Raw genomic sequence first — 20,167 nt, 5'->3', positions numbered from 1 at the left:
TTTATAAGAATCTGGGCTATAGATAGAACAAAGCCCAGCACTTGTGAAAGTGCTGGGCTTTTTAATATCGGCTTGGATGAGTGAATCTAACTTTAAAAGCTTTCTATGCCACTCTGAGGCTAGCAAAAAACACTGGGTATCTTTGCCTAATGTGGCGTTGTTCAGACACCATATCTTTGAAGCTCGGACCTTGTGATAACTGAACGATCACTTCGTCACCTTCTTGTCGCAATACAGCACCGCTAATATCGATACTGTTGTTGTCATGCAACCTCAAGGTGCCGGCCATTGAAAAGCCACGATAAACCGGAATGATGTTACGCATCATCAGGCGTACACCCTTTTCAGAAACTTCGCTGACATGAAAAAGCTCATCCTTAATTCGCATCACCGGACGAGCCTTTTGAGGGTACTTTAAGCGGTAATATTTGCGTTTCTGGGTGAATGAATCTTCACGCATTAGTGACTCCCTGTCTCTGTTATTTCGGTCAAGCAATAGGCTGTAGCTTCAATTGGTCTCAAATAAACACATTCACCAAATTGATAGCTAATAATTATATCGACTTCCCGAGCTAATGCTTTAGAGATTTATACAGAGAAACACTGATTGCTTAGCATTCAGTAAAAAATGAGAACTGAATCGGAAATGAAAACTAAGATGGAAACGAGAACTAAGCCGGAAATGAACTGAACCAATAGCTAAAAACCCAATTCTTCGCATCGCACCCTAAAGCTGAAACAATGCCAACTGAATACTGAAGCCCACGAATAGAATCCCACACACAATGTTCACCATTTGCGAGGTGCGCTTTTGAACTAACAAGCGCTTAAAGGTATCCGCCATTAAGATCACAACTAAGAACCACATCGACACCACTGACGCTTGAATTGCACCAAGTATCAAACTGTCTGTCACAATCGCATCTGTTGAAACAAATTGAGGGAATATAGAAAGATAAAACAGGACAATTTTAGGATTCAGTAGATTAGTGAGAAGCCCTTTGAAAAACTGATGATATAGCTTACTTCCCGATGCGCTCACCACAGCAAGCACGCCCTCTTGAGCTCGCAATGCCGCTCGAAAGTGATTACAACCAAGCCAGACAAGATACAAAACCCCAGCCCACTTTAGCCCTTCAAAGGCCATGGGAGTGTTCGACAGTAATAGGCTTATGCCGTTGGCCGAGATAAAGGCGTGAAAAAAAACCACATGACACGCCCAACACGTTCACAAATGCGAACAGCTTTCTTTGAGTTAAGGCTGTGCTTAATACCAACAGCGCATTTGGGCCCGGGATAATAGCAATAAAAAACACGATAACAATAAACAGCCAGATACTGTCCCAACTCATTTCGATCTCATTTCATGAACATTTTTAGGGCGGACATTGTACGTCCATTCAGTGCCATTACAATATGATAAACGCTTAATTATCGCGTATGGCTAACATACATAATTCGCGCGTATAATGAATGTTTTTATCGTCTAACATACAAAACTGATTCTCTAACATTTGTAGCCCTGTTAGACTCCACCTCCCTTTTGATATTTGGTTCATTTATGTCATTTGCTAGCCTAACCCTTAACGCAAAAACCGTCTCCGCGCTCCCATCTCAATTCAATAAGCCAACAGAGATACAGCAAGCGGTAATTCCTACCATTATTGCGGGGAAAGACGTACTTGCATTGGCTCAAACGGGCAGCGGTAAAACATTGGCGTTTGGCTTACCGTTACTGAATAACATCAACCAAGATGTGAATGAACTGCAAGCACTGATCATTGTTCCAACCCGTGAACTTGCATCTCAAGTGACCAAATCTTTAGAGCCGATCGCAACAGCGCTTGATATCAAATTGGTAACGCTAACGGGCGGCGTAAATACTGATGATCAACAGCAACAATTATCGACTAAACCACAATTAGCCATCGCCACACCGGGCCGCTTACTTGCTTTAATCAAAAGTGATGAACTGGATGTCGCTCAGTGTTCATCATTGGTTCTTGATGAAGCCGACCGCCTGATCGACATGGGCTTTTGGCCAGATGTTCAAGCGATTACTTCAGCACTACCGAGCAAACGTCAGTCACTGTTGTTCTCTGCGACACTTCCGCCCGAATTAGTAGGGCAAGCTGAAGAGCTTCTTTTAAATCCAGTTAAAGTCACGACACATCAAGAAAACAGCGTGGTCGCGACTATTGAAGAAACCCTGTATTTAGTGAACAAAGGCAGTAAAGCTCAAGCGCTCATCGCACTACTCAATCAACACACATGGCCGCAAGTATTGGTATTTATTGGCGCAAAAGACAATGCCGATGCATTAACCAAACGATTGAATAAAGCCAAAATCAGTGTGAGTGCGTTACATGGAAATAAGAGCCAAGAAGAACGAGAGCAAGCATTAGAAAGTTTCAAAAATGGCGAGACTCGTGTGCTTATCGCGACAGACGTGATGGCTAGAGGCATTCATATTGATCAGTTACCTGTCGTAATTAACTTCGAATTACCTTCTCACTCAGCAACTTACGTACACCGCGTTGGTCGTACAGCAAGAGCAGGAAGTACTGGCTGCGCGGTCTCTCTGGTTAGCCACAGCGAAACTGACTACCTCAATGCGATTCGCACCTTGACCAATAAGCCGTTAGTGCTGCAACCATTAGAGGGTTTCCCGGTTACCGACAAACCTGCATCTGAAACGACCGCTCGCAAGCGTCCACCTAAAGATAAAATGGCCAATCGAAGAACAGCTAAAAAGAAAAGCATTAAGCAATTTAAAAGCAAACCAAATAGCTCTAAGTAACCAGAAATAACTCTAAGTAACCAGAAATAGAATGGTCAGCTCAGTTTGTACTGGGCTTTTTTATATGCAACAAAATACAAATTCACACCCAAAAACTTCCCTAAAGTTGCCAACTTAAATGACACTTTTGTGAATTATGATGCCAACGTATTGATTCTTGGTTGCTCAAAAAAAATACTCTTAAATCACGTTGACGCCCCTATATCTAGCAACTAGATTTTTCTATTAGTGTCTACAACAGGAGGTCATTGAAATGAAACGTGCTAGCTCTACATATCGATTACAACTGATTAAGGAAGTGGCAACTCGCCGAGATCGTCAACGTTCCAATGACCCGATGGCAAACTACATACAAACCCTAATAGATAATAAAGATGATTGTGATACTTCGGTTGAACGCAACCAGAGGTTCAGTGGCAGTCATTTTGATGAGCACATAGGTGGTTGGGTAAGTGACCACTGGGGTAACAAGTAGGACAAAGAGAGTAATCCAACCAGCATAATCGCTGTAGAATTCGTCTCCGAATTAACCTATCATCTGCAACAATTCCCTATCCTAGAGTAAGCAGAAAGTGTCTGAGTTAAAAAGAGAAAAAGAAGTGATGGTTGCCTTCCAAGTGATACCTCGCGTTAAAGAAGGCAACAACTTCGAAGTGGTTGATAAAGCCATTGAAGTTGTGAAAGCTGCCGATGTGCCTTTCCAAGTCGGTGCGATGGAAACTACGATGAAAGGTGAACTCAACCAATTACTCGATATCGTTAAAAAAGCAGAACAAGCTTGCTACGATGCAGGGGCGGTAGAAGTGATCACAAACATTAAGATTCACAGTAAAACCACCGAGGCCGATGATACATTTTGCACGTACCATCGTGGTGTAACGAAAGCGAATCACATGTTTGTTTAATCACATTTTTGTTTCTGAAAACTGAGCTTTAAGAAAGGCTCTGAAGAACCAGTGGTGTTATTGGAAAGGCATGTCTGAGAGGTGAGAAAGGATTTCCATTCGTTCTTCTTCTGACATCGAATGCCAATCACGCGGAGTCTCTTCAGGGTCATCTTTTGCCCCGATCGGTTTTCGGTCAAGTGCTTTGACTGGCTCTTTTTTGATTTTTACGTTCTTTTTATTCATACCGACACCACTCCTTCAGGTACAAAGGTACCTACTTTAATATTACACCCCAACCATTATGTAAAGTAATAGTTACTTCGGAGTTAAATAAAATCTAAATACTTCCTCTTTAGCCAAAAAGATCTCTTTGGGGACTGGCATTTCCCTCTTCATCGACCTGCTTACCAATCAAGTTTTTTTGATTCATTATTTTTCTTCTATAGCGCTGACGACACAGCTTTATCACGTGCAATTGTTCTGACGGTGTCATCGACATCCAATTAAAGCGCTCTTCTCTCTTGCGCATACAACCGTTGCAATAGCCTTTGTCATCGCTTGAACAAACCCCAACGCAAGGGCTTGGAACTTGGAAAAACTCTAACTGCTCCACCATGCCTCCTTACACATTCAAAATTACGCTTACTCTCTCAAAAATAAGCGATTAATTTGTCGCCTGGCTCGTGAAATCCATACTAAACTATGACCTTATACTGACACATATAGTGTTTTGTAAACTATACTTTGAACCCATCAAGTTACACTTATCCGGTAACTTCGTTCTTTCCTTTGGAGCCTTATAATATGAAGTTTAGTTCAAAAAAATTACTAGCAGTAGCCGCTTTACCTATGATGCTAGCAGCATGCACAACAACAGGTGACAACGCGATGCAAGTAACACCAACCGATCTACAGCACCATAATTGGGAACTTGCGCAAATTGATGGCAAGGACATTGTGAAAAGCGAAGACCAAGCAGCTCCTCGTCTAGAGATCGGCGAAAAGATGACTGCAAACGGCATGGCTGGTTGTAACAACTTCTTCGGTCAAGGCGAGCTGAAAGACGGTCAATTCCGTATCAAGCAAATGGGCATGACAATGAAAATGTGTCACGGCTCTGCGATGGAAATCGAACAATCGGTTTCTGCTACTCTAAGCGAGTGGAGCGACGTAACGCTAACAAACGATACGCTAGTACTGAAAAACGATGTACACACGCTAACGTACACAATTCGTGACTGGGTAAACTAATCCGTCATCGAAACCAAATACTGATTAAAGGAGCCTGATGGCTCCTTTTTTATTGTCAGCTTGCCCTCACTACTTCTTCAAAATTGACGCTCATCGCCGACTTTTCGTACCAACCTCCAATAAACCTCAAAAATCTCTCATTTAGATGCAATAAATTCAACGGTTCAGCGGTCTGTTGCTAGGATGGCAAAAGCCTAGAGTCTGTCGAGTTTTCGAGATGATTACGTATCGAACAAAACTCGACCGCGAACTCCCTGCTTGTTCTCAAGTAATTGATTGAATTTACTGTTGAATTAGAATTTATTTCAGAAACAGATAGAATAACTATTAGGGCATGTTGATCTTTCGTTAACCACGAAGGGTCAATACGCACTAGGGAGTTCGAAAATACAATGCTCTTGCCCGTTCACTACCAAATGGAAAAGTTTATGAACAAGATAGTAAGTACGTTAGGAATCATGGCAACCGTTGCATACAGCGCAACCATTTATGCTGATGAAGCAACATCCACCGACAGCTGGAACCAAATAGAACAGCAGGCAGAGGGAGAAACTGTCTACTTTCACGCTTGGGGCGGAAGCCAAGAGATCAATCGTTACCTACAGTGGGCAGGCAAGAAATTACAAAGTGACTACGGTGTCACGTTAAAGCATGTGAAAGTGACCGATATTGCGGAAACCACCACTCGACTGCTTGCTGAAAAAGCAGCAGGAAAGAACAGTGAAGGCAGCGTCGATATCGTCTGGATTAATGGCGAGAACTTCCGCTCGATGAAAGACAACGCGCTATTGTTTGGGCCATTTACAGAGTCACTTCCAAATTGGCAGTATGTCGATAAGTCTCTGCCGATTGATGTTGATTTCTCAGAGCCGACAGAAGGCTTGGAAGCACCGTGGGGCGTGGGACAACTTGTGTTCATTCACGATCAAGAGACACTACACAACCCGCCACAATCGTTTTCAGAGATGTTGAGCTACGCTCAAGCTTTCCCAAATCGCTTAAGCTACCCTCGCCCACCAGAATTTCATGGCACGAGCTTCATTAAGTCTCTATTGATTGAACTAACAAACAATAACCCTGCACTGGCTCAGCCGGTTTCAGAAGACAACTTCCAAGAAGTGACGGCACCACTGTGGGCTTACTTAGATAAATTCCATAAAGTGGCTTGGCGCGGTGGCAAACAATTCCCAGCAGGCACATCGGAAAGCATCCAACTTCTGGATGACGGACAGATCGATCTCGCGATTACGTTTAATCCAAACTCTGTTTATTCAGCACAAGCCAGTGGTCGCTTAGCCGAAACCACTAAGGCTTATGCTCTAGAAAGCGGCGCTCTATCTAACATTCACTTCCTGGCGATTCCTTGGAACGCCAATGCAACCGCGGGTGCTCAAGTGACCATTAACTTCTTACTGAGCCCTGAAGCACAGTCTCGCAAGGGGGACCTCAATGTTTGGGGCGATCCTTCGGTTCTGAGCAGCAAGTACCTCACTGGCAGCGCTAAAAACACCCAGCAATTTAAATCGGTTGATGAACCACACCCTAGCTGGCAAAACGCGCTCGAGAAAGAGTGGCTTAAGCGATACGGTAACTAGTCTTCATGCTACGCGCTCTATATTTTGTTGTTATAGCTGTATGCATTATCCCGACCATTCCTGGGGTAGCGGGAGTCGTGGCTTCGTCACTGAGTTTCATCCCGCCCCTTGGTTTAGAGGAGCCGACACTCAACGGTTTTAGCCAAGTCTTTCAATGGGAAGGGGCTTGGCACTCTATTGGCTTAAGCCTAGGTTCAGCAATTGCAAGCAGCTATATAGCCTGCTTCCTGACCTTTTGTATTCTTCAAGCCTCTTGGGGAAACAAGTTTTGGAGAAAGATTGAGTTTACGCTATCGCCAATGCTTGCCATTCCACATGTAGCTTTCGCTATCGGCTTTGCTTTTCTGTTTAGTCCAACGGGGCTTGGCGCAAGAGCGGTACATCACTTGCTCGGCGAATCGGCTACCAGCTCTGAATTGGCGTTATTGGTGAAAGACCCATACGCGTTCGGCTTAATTATTATGCTCGCACTCAAAGAAGTCCCCTTCTTATTGCTGATGAGCATTTCGATACTTCAGCAAATTGATGTAGAGCGTATCACCAAGGTCAGTGCATCGCTCGGTTACAGCCGCGCTCAGATCTGGTGGAAATGTATTTTCCCACAATGGTTTACTAAGCTTCGTTTCCCAATGCTGGCGGTACTCGCTTACAGTGTCTCGGTTGTCGATATTGCTTTGATCATAGGCCCAACCAACCCGCCGACCTTTGCCGTTTTGGTATGGCAATGGTTCAACGATCCGGATCTTAACCTACTTCCGCGAGCTGCTGCTGGTGCCATCGTTTTGTTTGGTTTAGCTTCGTTGATCATCGCCTTGGCGCGTTTAGTTGAATGGGCGGTTCTTAAGTACTTTCGAACTTGGCAGTATTCCGGAAGAACAGGGGCAAACCTTCCGGGGAAAACGGTATTCACTGTCCTTGCTAGCCTTTCACTGCTGATCATTCCTTTAATGGTAATTTGGAGCGTTGCTCAGCGTTGGCGCTTCCCTGATTTACTGCCGAGCCGCTACAGCACGCGCTTCTGGGAGTTCGAGTGGGAAGGCATCATGAGCACCGTTGGTCAAAGCTTATGGATTGGTCTGATTGCTGCTTCAATCGCTTTGTTGCTTGCGCTGGTTGCTCACGAATACAGAATCAAATACAAGTGGCAAGTTCCGGGCTTCATTATCGCTATTCCAATGCTAATACCACAGCTTTCAGTGTTGTTTGGTATGCAAGTCACGACCCTCTACATCGGCAGTAGTGCCTATGAGTTCTGGGTGATTTGGGCGCATGTTTTCTTTGCTTTCCCGTTTGTGTACCTGTCTTTGGATGGCCCGTGGAAAAGCTTCAATGATGGGTTGATTAAAGCCTCGCTGAGCCTAGGTAAATCGCCATTTCAGAGTTGGTATTCGATCAAACTACCAATCTTGCTTCCTGCGATTGCCTTTGCTTGGGCGGTCGGGATCAGCGTGAGTTTGGCCCAATACCTTCCAACATTAATGCTCGGCGCGGGCCGTATTAGCACGATCACCACAGAAGCCGTTGCACTTACCAGTGGTTTCGACCGCAGGGTGACAGCAATCTATGCCATTTGGCAGGCCCTATTGCCTCTGTTCTTTTTCTCTTTAGCGATATTAGTCAGCCGACTTCAACTGAGATATCGCCGTCTTACTTTTAAAGGTTTCCTAAGTAATGAGTCTGTACCTCAACGACCTCGCCATCCGTAAAACCGATGGAGATTCGCTGTTCTCAGCGCTAAACGTCACATTAGAATCTGGCCAAATACTGGCTTTGATGGGGCCGAGTGGCTGCGGAAAGTCGACCTTACTGGATGCGATTGCTGGTCACTTAAGTGAAGAGTTTTCGTACTCTGGCACCGTTGTGTTGAACAATATTCAGCTCGACGAGCTTCCATCACATCAGCGTGAAGTCGGTATTTTGTTTCAAGATGACTTGTTGTTTCCGCACCTCAAAGTATGGGAAAACTTGGCCTTTTCGTTACCGAACTCTGTTAAAGGTTCCGCTCGCCAAAAACAAGCAATGGCTGCACTAAAAGACATAGAGCTAACTCACTTAGCTGAATCTTTCCCGGATCAAATATCCGGCGGTCAACGCGCAAGAATAAGCTTGACTCGTATGTTGTTAGCCAAGCCTAAACTCGCCCTGCTTGACGAACCGTTCAGTAAGTTAGACCAAGAGCTCAGAGCACAATTTCGCGATTGGGTCTTCGAACAGCTGACCAAAGCGAATATCCCTACATTAATGGTCACGCACGACGAAGCCGATGTACCTCAAGGGGCAGAAGTACTGTCTTGGCCATGGAGAAGTAACCATGCTGGATAAGTACTCCATTAAGGTCATTAAGTGGCCATTAAATCAGTCTGCTAAGTTACTAAAACAATTGGGTATCACGGCCAATCAAACCACGTTATTCGGATTTCTGATTGGGTGTTTAGCGTTTCCAGCGTTGGCATTTCAACAATATGAGTGGGCGTTAGGCTTCATTGTGTTTAATAGAGTATGTGATGGGCTTGATGGAGCCTTGGCTCGAATCCAAGGCATTAGTGATGCGGGCGGTTTCCTCGATATCAGCCTAGATTTCCTATTCTACTCGCTGATCCCTTTTGGATTTGTCATTGCCAACCCAGAACACAACGCCATTGCCGGTGCGTTTTTGATCTTCTCTTTTATCGGCACAGGCAGCAGCTTTTTAGCGTTTGCGGTTATGGCTGGTAAGCGAGGTATTGAAAACCCAGTCTATAAACATAAGTCTCTCTATTACATGTCGGGGTTAACCGAAGGTACAGAAACCATCGCGTGTTTCATTGCTTTCTGTATTTGGCCTCAACACTTTGCAGTTATCGCTTACGCTTTTGGTGCAGCTTGTTGGCTAACCACGTTCATGCGTATTTATTTTGGGTTCCAGACACTCAAAATAAATTAGGACACCAAGAAAGGATACAATCGATAATTGTATCCTTTATTTTGTTGAATCTAATTTACCATCACTTCGACACGTCGGTTATTCGCTCGCCCCTGACTTGTGGAGTTAGTGTCTACAGGTGCTAATTCGCCACTCGATAAAATGCTAATTCCTTCAACCCCTTTTGATTGAAGATAAAACGCCACTGAATTCGCACGCTGTTCTCCAAGTGCTAAATTGTAATCAGAACTTCCTACGCTGTCAGTATGACCTTCGAGCAAAAACTTACTACTAGACAACGATGCTAACTTTACAATTTTATCCAGAATATAGAGAGAAGAGTCTGTTAACTGAGACCGGTCGAAAGAAAAGTAAACTTTTGCTAAAGGGTCGTCTTGCCTTCCATTTTCTAACTGACCGTTAAGGATTAGAAACTCGCTACAACCTTCGCTGACGCCGACCTCACCAATCAAAAACTGACGCAAATCTTTATTAAGTTCGTGTTTATTCGTCGTTTCAAGCATGTTGAAAGGTCCGGCATTAGGGATAATAGAGATAGGAGCTCCCACTCTAACAGAGCGCTCAATGTCCATCCCTTCTTTTGCACAATACTCGTTAAACATGACTTCTTTCTCTTTGGCTATACTCGCCGCGCTATACACGAATAAAAAAAGAGCGATAGATAAATACTTTAGTGGATTCATGAACTTTCCTACTACTTGATATGTCCAATTTCTTCTGAAATCAGGTTTAGAATAATTTCCAACAGTTCGTCTGGGTTGGAGGCATCGTAAACATTACTTTCACCAACACAGTCAGCTAAAGCTCTATTGTCATTAACATCATAAGTGAAGCCAATCAAAGCGAGCTGTGCCGTCACTGGACGCCCAGAAACAGTTCTGTCAGAGCTCAGCCCGTCGATAATTTCAGTACACATCCCCTCCTCCACCAAAGCGCTAGCCATATCCGAATTGTTGTCGTCTCCATCAGAAAGAATAACGATCAACCGCCGAGGGTTTGGTGTATTTGTCGCCTTTAAGATTTGTGCTGCTCGCATAATACCTTGATAAGAAGCTGTACCTCCCTCAGGTGAAAAATTAGAAAGCTCTTTATCCAAATAGTCCATATTTATAGTGAGGGGGACCGTATAATAATCGTAATTTGAAATAGAGTCGCAGGTCGAGATTGGTGTTTTTACATTCCAGATATTATCAACTGTTTTTTTTGAATTACCCTTCCACTGTTCTATCTTGTCAATTTTTCGTCCCCACCACGCACAATTGGATTTATTGGAATCAACTGTGTATTGGGCAAATGGTACAAGTGCAACTTTATTCAGCTCATCGATACTTGTAGATTCCAGATTAAATCTTTCTAGCTCAACCAGAACGTCGGAGATAATAGCTTGTACTTCTTTATACTTTTTATCGCCAATCGGTCGACCATATTTATCAGTCCATTTATTATCCATTGAACCCGAAAAATCTGTCACGAATGCAATATCAATGGAGTCACCTTGATATTTTCTCGCTGTACCAGCATGACTTACAGAATACTTTTCATCTAAGCCGACAAAGTTTTCGTTACCGGGAAACCAAGATTCATGCGTGGTAGTTATAGAAATATCATACTGACTATACCTCGCACCGCCTTCGCATTGAGTTTGATCCGTCAACTGACACTCCGTCCTAACGATATTCATAGGCACATTTGTTTCTTTATCTCGTATATAGGCATCTACATATAAACGAGCTAGTGCAGTATTATGCTGTGAACTTGTGCTATTTTGCGCAGAAAGTGCGAGTGCAGCTACTTCAGCAGCATCTCCCAGACGAGCACGATTTTGTATAGCTCTGGCACCATCGATTCCTAATGCAAACAAACCGTAAAAGCCGGGGATGAGTAAAGCAAATAGTATCGCAGCATGTCCTTTCTGTTTGTTTAACGACTGACGCATACTACCTACCCATCATGACAGAAGAAGATTGAACCGTTGTGAAGTCGGTCTCGAATAACTCACCAGCCCAATTATCTGTTTTATAACAGAGAGTTACTCGATACAACGTAGCTCTTCTTCCCCATGACGTCATCATAGATAATGCTTGAAGACCCTGAATGGTTTCTGTCAAGGTACAGCCTCCACCGCGCTTGACCGTCGTAGTATTTGAGTTGCCATTTAAGTCAAAACTTAGCATTTCGAATGTACCTGACAAATTAGCTTGGCTGTAATTTCCGGTAGTACGTTCCAAAGAGTTTCTCGCTACCTTATATAGTGCTTTGGCATCATCCGTTGTTAAAGTGTTATCATTCTTACCATACAATTGAGTTCTTTCTTTTAGCACATTCACAAGAGAATAAGACAAACGGTCCAACTTCCCTTGTATTGATAGCTTTATAATGACGTCTCCCGTCAATATTAAGAGTGTTGCAAAAACAACACCTAGTAATGCAAATTCAACAGAGAACGTTCCTGTCTGTCTATATCTTAAATTGATCACGCTCGTACTCCTGAATCACGATAACTTCACGTGAGAATAAAGTCTCTGTGTCAATTAAAAACGACAACATAGGTTTAAAGTCATAATCAATTCGATATACAGCCATGACACTATTCACAGGCTCCCCACATTCCAACTCATATAAACTGTCATCTTCAATTTCACACTCTCCTTTATATGATGACAAAGCCTGAATATCATCCAAATATTGAATGGAAAGCCTGAATTTATTAGGGTCAATCATCTCTCCCCAAAGAGATCCCTGTGCTTGAATCGAATTTTTAAATGACTGCATAAAATCAGTAGTAGAGCCTGATTCACCTCTAGTGCTAGAATCTTGAATAACAACTTTTGCATCTCTTACTGACTCGGAGATTGCATAGTCACTTACCGAGGACACATAAGACATGTAGCCCATCTCAGCCCAAGTAATACACATCAACCAAAACGCCATAAATGACAAAGCAAACTCGATAGATGCAATGCCCAAGTGCTTTTTTCTATTGTTCGTTTTTCGCATAAAACCACCTATATTATGGGCGAGTTTACAGACTGGCTACTTTTGATATCATTTATGATCTGAAATGACTCTTTTTCTGAATAACGACTAGCTAGGATTTTTTTCGCTGAATCTATTTGATTAATTTTCACTAAAGAGAAGACAAGATTAGTCTCGATTTTCTCATTACTTGCCCCTTTAATATAGATAGGCAGAAGCAGAGAAGCTGCATGTTCAAAATCCCCCTCAAGCATAGAAACCATCGCTAAGTTATTCTTGATTTTCACATCATCAACAAAGTGCTCTCTAGATCGTTCAAAATAGTACTTCGACTTTTTTATATAACCTAAATACGCATAGGTTATGCCTAATTGATTCTCAATTTCAGGGTTGTTTTTATCTAATTCATTTGCCCTCAGAAGGCACAATTCAGCCTTTCTAATATTACCGATCTCAAACAATGCGTTGCACTCAACAACGATTGCTTTTACATTCGAATCTTTTTCTCTGACACGAGTTATCACAAATAAGCTAGATTCATAATCACCATTATTCGCGTATGCTTCTGCTAGCTTTATCCTAGTTGAATCACTTTCTTTAATTTTCAATTGACCTTTATAATAAGCTATTAATTTTGGATAGTTATTCGTTTCGATTAATATTGATTCTTTGGATTCGGACAATTTACTATCCAAACTACTGTTAGCACACCCAAAAACAAAATAAGATAAAATTATCACTATTACTATTTTATACATTGGCCATAACTCTCATTATCCCCGGAGCCGTAATCAGAATAACGATCGGCATCATAATAAATAGGATTAGTGGAATAGACATTTTTGCTGCTAGTTTACCGATTTTCTCTTCGACTCCTAACATGTTAACTTCTCTTATATCTGAAGCGAGAGTCGTAAGCACATCAAAGATTGAAGACCCATACTTTAGGCTTTGTTTTAGAGTCATAATAAAGCTTCTTACCTCAGGAGTGGGTATCCGATTATAAAACTCATCTAGCGCTATATCCAAAGTTACTATTTTAGTACGTTCATTGATTTTATTTAGTTGATAGGATAAATCCTTGTCAAACCCTTCCATCTCATGCGACAAATAACTCATAGCTGACTCCAAAGTCATTCCTGTTTGGATACAAATAGCCATCAAATCCAGAAGATATGGTAATTGATTCGATATTTTTCGTCTTAATGCTTTTTGCCTTACCGCTAAGTAACTGTCAGGTGCAATGACACACAAAACAAACCAAATGGCCAGCATTGCAATAATTTGGTTAAGTATAAATTCAAACCTAGATAGCAATATGTAAATAATAACGCATCCTAAAAAGGCCACAACATACTTGGTTAGCATGTAATACTGCGAGATATTAGAATTATAAATCCCCGCGTCATCTAACTTTTTATCAATATCATCTTTTGACGATGTTAAAGTCGATGACAGGTTATCAAACAGATTATCTAAACCTTCTCCTTTCCTCACCTCGGCTTTAGGTTCATCGAAAAGTGAAAATTTATTAAGCATTCTTCGCCGACCTATCTCGGTGTATACCTTAAAAAATAGATAGGATAAACACGCGAATAGCAGAACAAGAAAGACAAAAATTAACGTTTGCGTTTGCATTACTTTTCTACACTTTTCATTAGGGACCAAACAATGAGCAAACCAATAAACTCACTAGCCAGAACATAATAAAGAATCGGCTTGCCCGCAGGGTCATTCATTACAAAGTCAAAATTTTGCGGGCTGATAAATTGCATGAAAAACATAAAGCCTATAGGTATAGCCGAAACAATTTTCGCAGACATTCGAGCTTCTGAAGTCATCGCCATCTTTTTCTTTTCAATAGATCTAGAATCAAACATTAAGCGATTTAACCTATTAATAACTTGTTTTAACTGTCCACCCCTCTGCATATTTGCTCTAAGAGTAATAACAAAAAAGTAAAAAGCAGGATAAGGGAAGCGTTGAATCGACTTTCTAAATACAGAGTCTACCGATTCTCCTACCTGTAAGCGCTCCCCCATTTTCTTAAATTCTTTTCCCACTTCACCTTCTAGGGTTTTACCTACGTAAATAATCGCATGAGTAATACTCTCTCCGGAACTTACTGCACTTGCCAGCATACTCAAAGCGTCGGGGAATGCTTCTTCAAAACGTCTTTGTTCGCGATTCTGCAACCATTGATAACCTACGAATAGACCAATAATAACCAATGAAAATGTTACTATTTGACCATCCACTTTAATCACTTTCTGATTAAGTACACTGCTAAAAACAATAAGAAAACCTAAGTACCCTAATAGTTTCATCATGGCGTATTGACCAAGCTGACGAACTACATTATCAAATTTACTTTTGCATTTTTGAACCAAAGTTTGACTTGATAGAGCATTCAAATTTACAGCTTGCTGAGATTCGTCAATAGATTCTATATAGAGCGTTTTATTAGCTTCCATTAAATAGTGGTGACGTTCTTTTTTTGTGGATGGCCAAAACGCTATAAGCATTACAGCTCCGCCAAATATCAAAGCTAACCAATAAATCACGCTGGCTCTCCAACCCTAAATGCACTATTAAGCTGCTCTTCTAAACCAAAAAATTTTGCCTTCTCGACCAGAACGGAACGTTGCATCATACCGGCGGTAACATACCGACCAGAGACCTTGCCTGATTCACTTTGAATCATCGGCTGAAATTTAAATATTTCCTCTAGCACTACATTCGAACCTTCAATACCAACCACTTCCGTAATGCTCATCACTTTCCGGCTACCGTCGTGGAGGCGGCTAATCTGTATGACAAGATCGACTGCGCTTACAATAGTTCTGCGTATTGCTTCCAATGGAAGGCTACTTGTAGCCATCATGATCATAGCCTCTACTCGAGCAATCGCGTCTCTAGGTGTATTCGCGTGTAAAGTAGACATGGAACCATCGTGGCCGGTATTCATAGCTTGAAGCATTTCAAATGCTTCTCCACCACGACACTCACCCATGATTATTCGGTCCGGCCTCATACGAAGTGAGTTAATAACGAGATCTCGTTGTGTAATTGCACCGGTACCTTCAATACCTGCTGTTCGAGTTTCCAATCGAACGACATGGGGTTGAAGAAGCCTCAGTTCAGCTGCATCTTCTATGGTAACAATCCGCTCCTTCTCAGAAATATATTGAGATAACGCGTTTAGCATCGTCGTCTTCCCCGAGCCTGTACCGCCTGAAATTAATATATTCAACCTACAACGAGAAGCAATCATAAGCACTTTCGCCATCTCAGTACTCATCGCCCCAAAATCCACTAACTGCCCTAGGTCTATACTCTGTTTTTTGAACTTACGGATAGAGACGGATGTACCATCAATCGCGATGGGAGGTGTAACAATATTAACACGGCTACCATCTGGTAAGCGTGCATCGCAAGTCGGTGATGAATCATCGACACGGCGACCAATTCGACTAGCAATGCGCTTTGCTATTTGTAGAAGCTGAGCCTCGTCAATAAAACTTACAGGTGCTTTTTCAACAATGCCGTTTCTTTCGATAAACACATTGTTGTAGCCATTAATCATGATGTCACTAATAGAGTCATCATCCATCAGCTTTTGCAGTGGCCCTAGACCGTGCAATTCATCAACCAGACTTCGAACATATTCATTCTTGACAACAGTCGCAACAGAGAAGCTGTGAGTCTCAATTAGCATTTCAACCGCGCTAGTCAACTGCTTGCTCAGAGCCTCCCTCGACAATGAATGGACAGCTTCAGCGTCTAGAGCTTCAAATATTTGGTTACGGATAGCTATGTAGTTAGATTTAGCTTGATCCATTATTTAAACCTCTTAAAGAGCTTTTTCAGCAGCGAGGTATCAGTATTACTAGCGTTCTCGCCTAGAAGCATTGACGTTAATCGATTTAAGCTTTGACTAATAGGAAGACCCAGTTGATAGATATGTTTACCTTCTAAAACCATCTTGCCAACTTGAATCTCGTTGGGACAAACCACATCAACATTTCGACCTAAGAACTGTTTGATTTCATCTAAGGAAATTGTTGCCGATTTTTCCACCATCGTATAATTAACAACAACGATACATCGAGCTCTTGAGTTTAGGTATTCCAATGAAGCTAATACACGTTTTGTTTCGCGGACACTTGATATAGTCGGTTCTAACACCAATGTAATAATGTCATTATTTTCAGCGATATACTTTAGGTCAGTTTTAGTATTAGAAGAACGCGATAAATCCTCTAAAATAAAGTTATATTGCCCAGCCAATTGTTGGGACATAGCGCGAGCATATTCTTTGAGCTCAAGCTCATTTAAGTCTTCTGACTCAACAGCTAAAACAGCTAGCATGCTATTAACTTTTTTAAGCATGCTACTAGCATAACTCACGTCTAAATCAGTAGTGAGCGCGCCTGGAGCGACAGACTTTTTCTGAAACTGCTTTTCACCAAGGAAAATATCAAGGTTTCCCCCTCGGAAGTCATGATCCACAATAAGGCAGGTACTTTTCTTTTTCGCACTGAGTTCATAAGCTATTTCAGCCGTTAACATTGTGGCTCCTACACCACCCTTTGTTCCCCAAACCGCAACTTTTTTTGCAGTCCTGTCCTTGCCTAAACCGCTATTTTTCTTTCTATTATTATCAACATTTCGAACAAAATCGATTAATTCAGTCTTAGAGATAGGCCAAAATACGTAATAAAATCCCATCTCTTTTAGGTTACGTATAGTCGAAATAGCATCTTCACTACCAACGACAATAACTGACGCACTATTCGGTAATAAATGACTGATTCGCTTCATATCTTCAGTGACGCTTTCAGTCACATTCAACTCTACGATAGCAATTTCGACATTAACTTCACGTACGTGTTGTTTGATGTTTTCATCTGAATTATTAAGCATTGACGGAGGAACAATTCCTTCAAAACGAAAAGCTTCTTCAACAAGAACAATACATTCTTGTGTTTGGTGGAACAATACAGACGTTATCTGTTCTTGCACCACGACTTTTTCTTCTACTTTTGTTTTTAAAATATCTACAAGATCAAACATGTCATCACCGTCTATCGCACACTATTTAGCATTTTTTCAGGGTTAACCATGGACTGCCATCTAGCATTATCAGAATAGCATCCGGTTTCCTCGTACCCAAAGCGACCTATCGATTCATAGGTACAAACCTTCGTTACAGTTTTGTATTGGGTGTAGCGTAATGTTAAATCAAATAGGCGTTCGTTAGGCGTATCAGTTCGTTCTAAGGAAATCAGCTTACTGTTGACTCCTTTATTTCTCATATACTCAGCCGCAAGGTCTGCTAGTTGCTTTCCTTGCTGTGTGCGCCAGACTAATTGGCTACCTTTCTCAATCAGTACATCGAGATTTTCATCAATAAGTTCAAATACTTCTACTTTTGTTTGACCTGTTTTCTTTATGATAAACGAGTATGTATGCTCAACGGGTATGACTTCAATCGACTGACCGCGCCTTTCTTGGACCTTTTCTGCACACCCACTCGAAACGATAACAAGTACACCGACAAATAGAGCCTTTAAATGCATTTTAATAATCATTTTTGGAATCCTCCTGAAGCCAACACTTCTTGAGTCCAAATCGAGCTCGCTTGCTCATATTGATTTTCGATAACGAAAAAACGCTCCAAAGTTGTTGTCTTTCTCATCGTAGGCAGTTGTATTTGGTTAGGTTCGATTGGCTTCACTAAATTCACAGTTGCGACGATTACCAATTCTGTTTTACTTCGCTCAGTTCCCGTATTTCTAAACAATGCTCCCAACACAGGGATTTCGCTTACGAATGGGACCTTGCTCAATGACTCTTTGTCTTCAGTACTCAGTAGGCCACCTAAAACGAAGCTTTTCCCATCACCAAGTTGTACTGTTGTTCTAGCTCGACGTGTTTTTAGTGCTGGCAGGTCGTACGTTTCATTACTGTATTGAGTGTCCAATGAACTGACTTCCGGCATTAGGGCCAACGTGATTTTATCGTCATCGTGAACTTTGGCTGCCAACTCTAAACGAATACCAAATTCTTTGTATTCAACATTGGTTGTGCCATCGACAACAGTAACAACGGGAAGCTCACCACCAACTAAAAAGCTCGCCGTTTCACCAGAAATAACCGAAAGGTTTGGTTCAGCTAGGATTTGACCTACCGTATCGTTACCAATCGCAGTGATCACAGAGACAATATCAGAAGCACTAAAGCTCGTCAGCTTGTCGACAAAAACACCAGCCCCGGCACCTTCACTTCCATAGCTCACACCAAATTCTTCAAGAAATGAATGTGATACCTCTGCAATTGACAGCTTCACATTTACTTGTTTTACCGTCGAAACTTCGATGTTGTTTACAACCCCTTCGAAATAGTTGCGTTTCATAAATAGTATTTCTTGAGTTTCGTCGTCACCGAGGTCCCACTCTAGCTTGTACTCTTCTTTTGATTTTTCCAAAAGAGTACCAACTAACTCATTAATTTTGTCGCGCTCGTTTTCGGTTGCAACAACTCCGGATAAAACAACTTGTTCCCCAATATTTGCTGCGATGACTTGCGCATTTGGGTGCAATATTTGTATTTGTTGTTGAATATGGTCGAGACTCGGATTAACCCAGATCTTCCGAGAAGCCAATGTTTTACCCTCTTCACCATAAATAGCTAACGATGCTCGCCCAAGTTTTTTTCCGAAGACAACCACTTTACGTTCATCTATTACTTGATAATCTGCAATTTCAGGGTCAGAAATAAAAACTGATTGGATATCAGCTAGAACTGTAATAGTTTGTATCCCACCTTTAGATAAATTTGTGATGGGTTGAGCAAATCCTGAGCATGATAGAGTGCTGGCAAACATACAAAGTAGCCATTTAAAATATGTTAAACGCATAGTAACCTAAGCTTTAATTTACAACGATTTGATTTGCTCTAAACTCAACGATCGATTTAAAGCCCGGTAAAACATCCCCTGCATCTGCCTGCAAGTCTGATTTTTGGTATTCACCAATCGATTTATGAACTTCCAATGACGAAATATGTTTGGCAATTGTCAATTTGGCGACTTGGTTGCGAGTCAGTTCAACAATCAATCGGATGTCAGTCGATTCAGGTAAGGTTCTGCTTGCTTCAATAAGCTGCTTATTGACTTGAAGGACTTTAACTCCCATAACTATAGGAGTCACAGACACCGAGTTCTTACGGTTACTTGATGTTTCCACTAATAAAGTATCTGGCGTCGAAATAGAGAGAATATCGACCAAAGTGCCTTGCGTTATGATTCCACCAACTACTGATTCGGCTTCCGTTTTAATTGCATATGGAACGCTATTTGGTGCAATAACCAACTCTACGTAACCATCTTGCTCAGGATTAATTATTAGTTCAGGGAATACCACTGAATTTTCGATAATATTTTGTCGATAAACAGAGCCTGGAACAAAGTCTAAATCAATGTCGCTTACGACACCTTTTGTGTTTGCTTCGTTTTCAGGAATACGTTGTAGCTTTAGTTGGCTACGCTCAACATGTTGACCTTTTGTTACATTTTCTAAAAGTGTCCATACCTGGACCGTCACTTCTTCTTTTTCTTTGATCGTTGTCGACTCATGATCTTGTTTCGATAAGCTACCAGCCAAACCATATAAGCCAAATAATATAGCGATGACTGCCATACCAAGAATGATGTTTTTTTTCACTTTGTTGA

Annotated in this window: 23 protein-coding genes and 1 pseudogene; 8 read left to right on the top strand and 16 right to left on the bottom strand. The window is 41.7% G+C overall.

The features are described from left to right. Window positions 1-103 precede the first annotated feature (103 nt). Window positions 104-460 (bottom strand): hypothetical protein, encoded by a 357-nt coding sequence (locus tag ACED41_RS11865; RefSeq protein ID WP_017060329.1) that lies wholly within the window; start codon window positions 458-460, stop codon window positions 104-106. Between the two features lie 267 nt (window positions 461-727). Next, window positions 728-1,352, bottom strand: a pseudogene (locus ACED41_RS11860) (LysE family translocator). A gap of 209 nt (window positions 1,353-1,561) precedes the next feature. Between ACED41_RS11860 and ACED41_RS11855 the strand changes: the two are divergent. The 3 genes from ACED41_RS11855 to ACED41_RS11845 all read left to right on the top strand — a co-directional run bounded on the left by ACED41_RS11855 (window position 1,562) and on the right by ACED41_RS11845 (window position 3,705). Next, window positions 1,562-2,800, top strand: a complete 1,239-nt coding sequence (locus ACED41_RS11855; RefSeq protein WP_371725014.1) for a DEAD/DEAH box helicase — start codon at window positions 1,562-1,564, stop codon at window positions 2,798-2,800. A 253-nt stretch (window positions 2,801-3,053) separates the two neighbouring features. Then, window positions 3,054-3,275, top strand: a complete 222-nt coding sequence (locus ACED41_RS11850; protein WP_017057116.1) for a hypothetical protein — start codon at window positions 3,054-3,056, stop codon at window positions 3,273-3,275. A gap of 127 nt (window positions 3,276-3,402) precedes the next feature. Next, on the top strand, window positions 3,403-3,705 hold the full coding sequence (locus tag ACED41_RS11845) for a thiamine-binding protein (protein ID WP_017065764.1): 303 nt from the start codon (window positions 3,403-3,405) through the stop codon (window positions 3,703-3,705). A gap of 57 nt (window positions 3,706-3,762) precedes the next feature. On the opposite strand, the gene ACED41_RS11840 is transcribed toward ACED41_RS11845, so the two are convergent. Both ACED41_RS11840 and ACED41_RS11835 read right to left on the bottom strand, forming a co-directional pair. Next, the gene (locus ACED41_RS11840) at window positions 3,763-3,930 is read right to left on the bottom strand and encodes a hypothetical protein (RefSeq protein ID WP_017060325.1); all 168 of its coding nucleotides are present in this window, start codon (window positions 3,928-3,930) and stop codon (window positions 3,763-3,765) included. A gap of 109 nt (window positions 3,931-4,039) precedes the next feature. Next, window positions 4,040-4,303 carry a DUF1289 domain-containing protein gene (locus ACED41_RS11835; protein ID WP_081228746.1) on the bottom strand — a complete coding sequence of 88 codons (264 nt, stop codon included), beginning with the start codon at window positions 4,301-4,303 and terminating at the stop codon, window positions 4,040-4,042. Window positions 4,304-4,491: 188 nt separating this feature from the next. Here ACED41_RS11835 and ACED41_RS11830 point away from each other — a divergent pair, with 188 nt between their 5' ends. The 5 genes from ACED41_RS11830 (at window position 4,492) to ACED41_RS11810 (ending at window position 9,456) form a co-directional block, all read left to right on the top strand. Beyond that, window positions 4,492-4,938 (top strand): META domain-containing protein, encoded by a 447-nt coding sequence (locus ACED41_RS11830; RefSeq protein ID WP_004734625.1) that lies wholly within the window; start codon window positions 4,492-4,494, stop codon window positions 4,936-4,938. A 428-nt stretch (window positions 4,939-5,366) separates the two neighbouring features. After that, window positions 5,367-6,533 carry an ABC transporter substrate-binding protein gene (locus ACED41_RS11825; protein ID WP_017060323.1) on the top strand — a complete coding sequence of 389 codons (1,167 nt, stop codon included), beginning with the start codon at window positions 5,367-5,369 and terminating at the stop codon, window positions 6,531-6,533. A gap of 5 nt (window positions 6,534-6,538) precedes the next feature. Further along, a complete protein-coding gene (locus ACED41_RS11820) occupies window positions 6,539-8,239 on the top strand; it encodes an ABC transporter permease (protein WP_017065762.1) in 1,701 nt (566 codons plus the stop codon). After that, entirely contained in the window at window positions 8,205-8,855 is a 651-nt protein-coding gene (locus ACED41_RS11815) for an ATP-binding cassette domain-containing protein (protein ID WP_017065359.1), read from the top strand. Before ACED41_RS11820 ends, ACED41_RS11815 begins: the two co-directional genes overlap by 35 nt. Then, a complete protein-coding gene (locus ACED41_RS11810; RefSeq protein WP_371725013.1) occupies window positions 8,845-9,456 on the top strand; it encodes a CDP-alcohol phosphatidyltransferase family protein in 612 nt (203 codons plus the stop codon). Before ACED41_RS11815 ends, ACED41_RS11810 begins: the two co-directional genes overlap by 11 nt. Window positions 9,457-9,506: 50 nt before the next feature. Here ACED41_RS11810 and ACED41_RS11805 read toward each other — a convergent pair whose 3' ends face one another. From ACED41_RS11805 to cpaB, 12 genes are read right to left on the bottom strand one after another with little or no spacing between them, the layout of a single operon-like run. Further along, window positions 9,507-10,139 carry an OmpA family protein gene (locus ACED41_RS11805; protein WP_371725012.1) on the bottom strand — a complete coding sequence of 211 codons (633 nt, stop codon included), beginning with the start codon at window positions 10,137-10,139 and terminating at the stop codon, window positions 9,507-9,509. Window positions 10,140-10,150: 11 nt separating this feature from the next. Further along, window positions 10,151-11,392: a hypothetical protein gene (locus ACED41_RS11800; RefSeq protein ID WP_371725011.1), complete on the bottom strand. Its 1,242-nt coding sequence runs from the start codon at window positions 11,390-11,392 to the stop codon at window positions 10,151-10,153. A gap of 1 nt (window position 11,393) precedes the next feature. Then, entirely contained in the window at window positions 11,394-11,933 is a 540-nt protein-coding gene (tadF, locus tag ACED41_RS11795; protein WP_102333168.1) for a tight adherence pilus pseudopilin TadF, read from the bottom strand. Then, window positions 11,914-12,453, bottom strand: coding sequence for a TadE family protein (locus ACED41_RS11790; RefSeq protein WP_017065354.1), 540 nt, complete (start codon window positions 12,451-12,453; stop codon window positions 11,914-11,916). The genes tadF and ACED41_RS11790 overlap by 20 nt, the downstream gene beginning before the upstream one ends. An 8-nt stretch (window positions 12,454-12,461) precedes the next feature. Then, the gene (locus tag ACED41_RS11785) at window positions 12,462-13,190 is read right to left on the bottom strand and encodes a tetratricopeptide repeat protein (RefSeq protein ID WP_371725010.1); all 729 of its coding nucleotides are present in this window, start codon (window positions 13,188-13,190) and stop codon (window positions 12,462-12,464) included. Continuing rightward, on the bottom strand, window positions 13,183-14,070 hold the full coding sequence (locus tag ACED41_RS11780; protein ID WP_017065757.1) for a type II secretion system F family protein: 888 nt from the start codon (window positions 14,068-14,070) through the stop codon (window positions 13,183-13,185). Before ACED41_RS11780 ends, ACED41_RS11785 begins: the two co-directional genes overlap by 8 nt. Continuing rightward, window positions 14,070-14,996 carry a type II secretion system F family protein gene (locus ACED41_RS11775; protein ID WP_371725009.1) on the bottom strand — a complete coding sequence of 309 codons (927 nt, stop codon included), beginning with the start codon at window positions 14,994-14,996 and terminating at the stop codon, window positions 14,070-14,072. Before ACED41_RS11775 ends, ACED41_RS11780 begins: the two co-directional genes overlap by 1 nt. Then, window positions 14,993-16,273: a CpaF family protein gene (locus ACED41_RS11770; protein WP_371725008.1), complete on the bottom strand. Its 1,281-nt coding sequence runs from the start codon at window positions 16,271-16,273 to the stop codon at window positions 14,993-14,995. The genes ACED41_RS11775 and ACED41_RS11770 overlap by 4 nt, the downstream gene beginning before the upstream one ends. Continuing rightward, a complete protein-coding gene (locus ACED41_RS11765; RefSeq protein ID WP_371725007.1) occupies window positions 16,273-17,508 on the bottom strand; it encodes a CpaE family protein in 1,236 nt (411 codons plus the stop codon). The genes ACED41_RS11770 and ACED41_RS11765 overlap by 1 nt, the downstream gene beginning before the upstream one ends. A gap of 11 nt (window positions 17,509-17,519) precedes the next feature. Continuing rightward, the gene (locus ACED41_RS11760; protein ID WP_371725006.1) at window positions 17,520-18,026 is read right to left on the bottom strand and encodes a hypothetical protein; all 507 of its coding nucleotides are present in this window, start codon (window positions 18,024-18,026) and stop codon (window positions 17,520-17,522) included. After that, entirely contained in the window at window positions 18,023-19,321 is a 1,299-nt protein-coding gene (locus tag ACED41_RS11755) for a type II and III secretion system protein family protein (protein WP_371725005.1), read from the bottom strand. The genes ACED41_RS11760 and ACED41_RS11755 overlap by 4 nt, the downstream gene beginning before the upstream one ends. Before the next feature lie 46 nt (window positions 19,322-19,367). Beyond that, window positions 19,368-20,159, bottom strand: coding sequence for a Flp pilus assembly protein CpaB (gene cpaB, locus ACED41_RS11750; RefSeq protein ID WP_371725004.1), 792 nt, complete (start codon window positions 20,157-20,159; stop codon window positions 19,368-19,370). Window positions 20,160-20,167: the final 8 nt, after the last annotated feature.

The sequence above is a fragment of the Vibrio sp. 1F255 genome (genome assembly GCF_041439145.1).
In the GTDB taxonomy this organism is placed as follows: domain Bacteria; phylum Pseudomonadota; class Gammaproteobacteria; order Enterobacterales; family Vibrionaceae; genus Vibrio; species Vibrio crassostreae_C.
The sequence above is the reverse complement of the archived record's forward strand: the minus strand, read 5'-3'. Positions and strand labels throughout refer to the sequence as shown.

Excerpts from the sequence above, each read along its gene's own strand:
- ACED41_RS11865 (WP_017060329.1), bottom strand. The coding sequence starts at position 460 with ATGCGTGAAGATTCATTCACCCAGAAACGCAAATATTACCGCTTAAAG.
- ACED41_RS11855 (WP_371725014.1), top strand. The coding sequence starts at position 1,562 with ATGTCATTTGCTAGCCTAACCCTTAACGCAAAAACCGTCTCCGCGCTC.
- ACED41_RS11850 (WP_017057116.1), top strand. The coding sequence starts at position 3,054 with ATGAAACGTGCTAGCTCTACATATCGATTACAACTGATTAAGGAAGTG.
- ACED41_RS11845 (WP_017065764.1), top strand. The coding sequence starts at position 3,403 with ATGGTTGCCTTCCAAGTGATACCTCGCGTTAAAGAAGGCAACAACTTC.
- ACED41_RS11840 (WP_017060325.1), bottom strand. The coding sequence starts at position 3,930 with ATGAATAAAAAGAACGTAAAAATCAAAAAAGAGCCAGTCAAAGCACTT.
- ACED41_RS11835 (WP_081228746.1), bottom strand. The coding sequence starts at position 4,303 with ATGGTGGAGCAGTTAGAGTTTTTCCAAGTTCCAAGCCCTTGCGTTGGG.
- ACED41_RS11830 (WP_004734625.1), top strand. The coding sequence starts at position 4,492 with ATGAAGTTTAGTTCAAAAAAATTACTAGCAGTAGCCGCTTTACCTATG.
- ACED41_RS11825 (WP_017060323.1), top strand. The coding sequence starts at position 5,367 with ATGAACAAGATAGTAAGTACGTTAGGAATCATGGCAACCGTTGCATAC.
- ACED41_RS11820 (WP_017065762.1), top strand. The coding sequence starts at position 6,539 with ATGCTACGCGCTCTATATTTTGTTGTTATAGCTGTATGCATTATCCCG.
- ACED41_RS11815 (WP_017065359.1), top strand. The coding sequence starts at position 8,205 with ATGAGTCTGTACCTCAACGACCTCGCCATCCGTAAAACCGATGGAGAT.
- ACED41_RS11810 (WP_371725013.1), top strand. The coding sequence starts at position 8,845 with ATGCTGGATAAGTACTCCATTAAGGTCATTAAGTGGCCATTAAATCAG.
- ACED41_RS11805 (WP_371725012.1), bottom strand. The coding sequence starts at position 10,139 with ATGAATCCACTAAAGTATTTATCTATCGCTCTTTTTTTATTCGTGTAT.
- ACED41_RS11800 (WP_371725011.1), bottom strand. The coding sequence starts at position 11,392 with ATGCGTCAGTCGTTAAACAAACAGAAAGGACATGCTGCGATACTATTT.
- ACED41_RS11790 (WP_017065354.1), bottom strand. The coding sequence starts at position 12,453 with ATGCGAAAAACGAACAATAGAAAAAAGCACTTGGGCATTGCATCTATC.
- ACED41_RS11785 (WP_371725010.1), bottom strand. The coding sequence starts at position 13,190 with ATGTATAAAATAGTAATAGTGATAATTTTATCTTATTTTGTTTTTGGG.
- ACED41_RS11780 (WP_017065757.1), bottom strand. The coding sequence starts at position 14,070 with ATGCAAACGCAAACGTTAATTTTTGTCTTTCTTGTTCTGCTATTCGCG.
- ACED41_RS11770 (WP_371725008.1), bottom strand. The coding sequence starts at position 16,273 with ATGGATCAAGCTAAATCTAACTACATAGCTATCCGTAACCAAATATTT.
- ACED41_RS11765 (WP_371725007.1), bottom strand. The coding sequence starts at position 17,508 with ATGTTTGATCTTGTAGATATTTTAAAAACAAAAGTAGAAGAAAAAGTC.
- ACED41_RS11760 (WP_371725006.1), bottom strand. The coding sequence starts at position 18,026 with ATGATTATTAAAATGCATTTAAAGGCTCTATTTGTCGGTGTACTTGTT.
- ACED41_RS11755 (WP_371725005.1), bottom strand. The coding sequence starts at position 19,321 with ATGTTTGCCAGCACTCTATCATGCTCAGGATTTGCTCAACCCATCACA.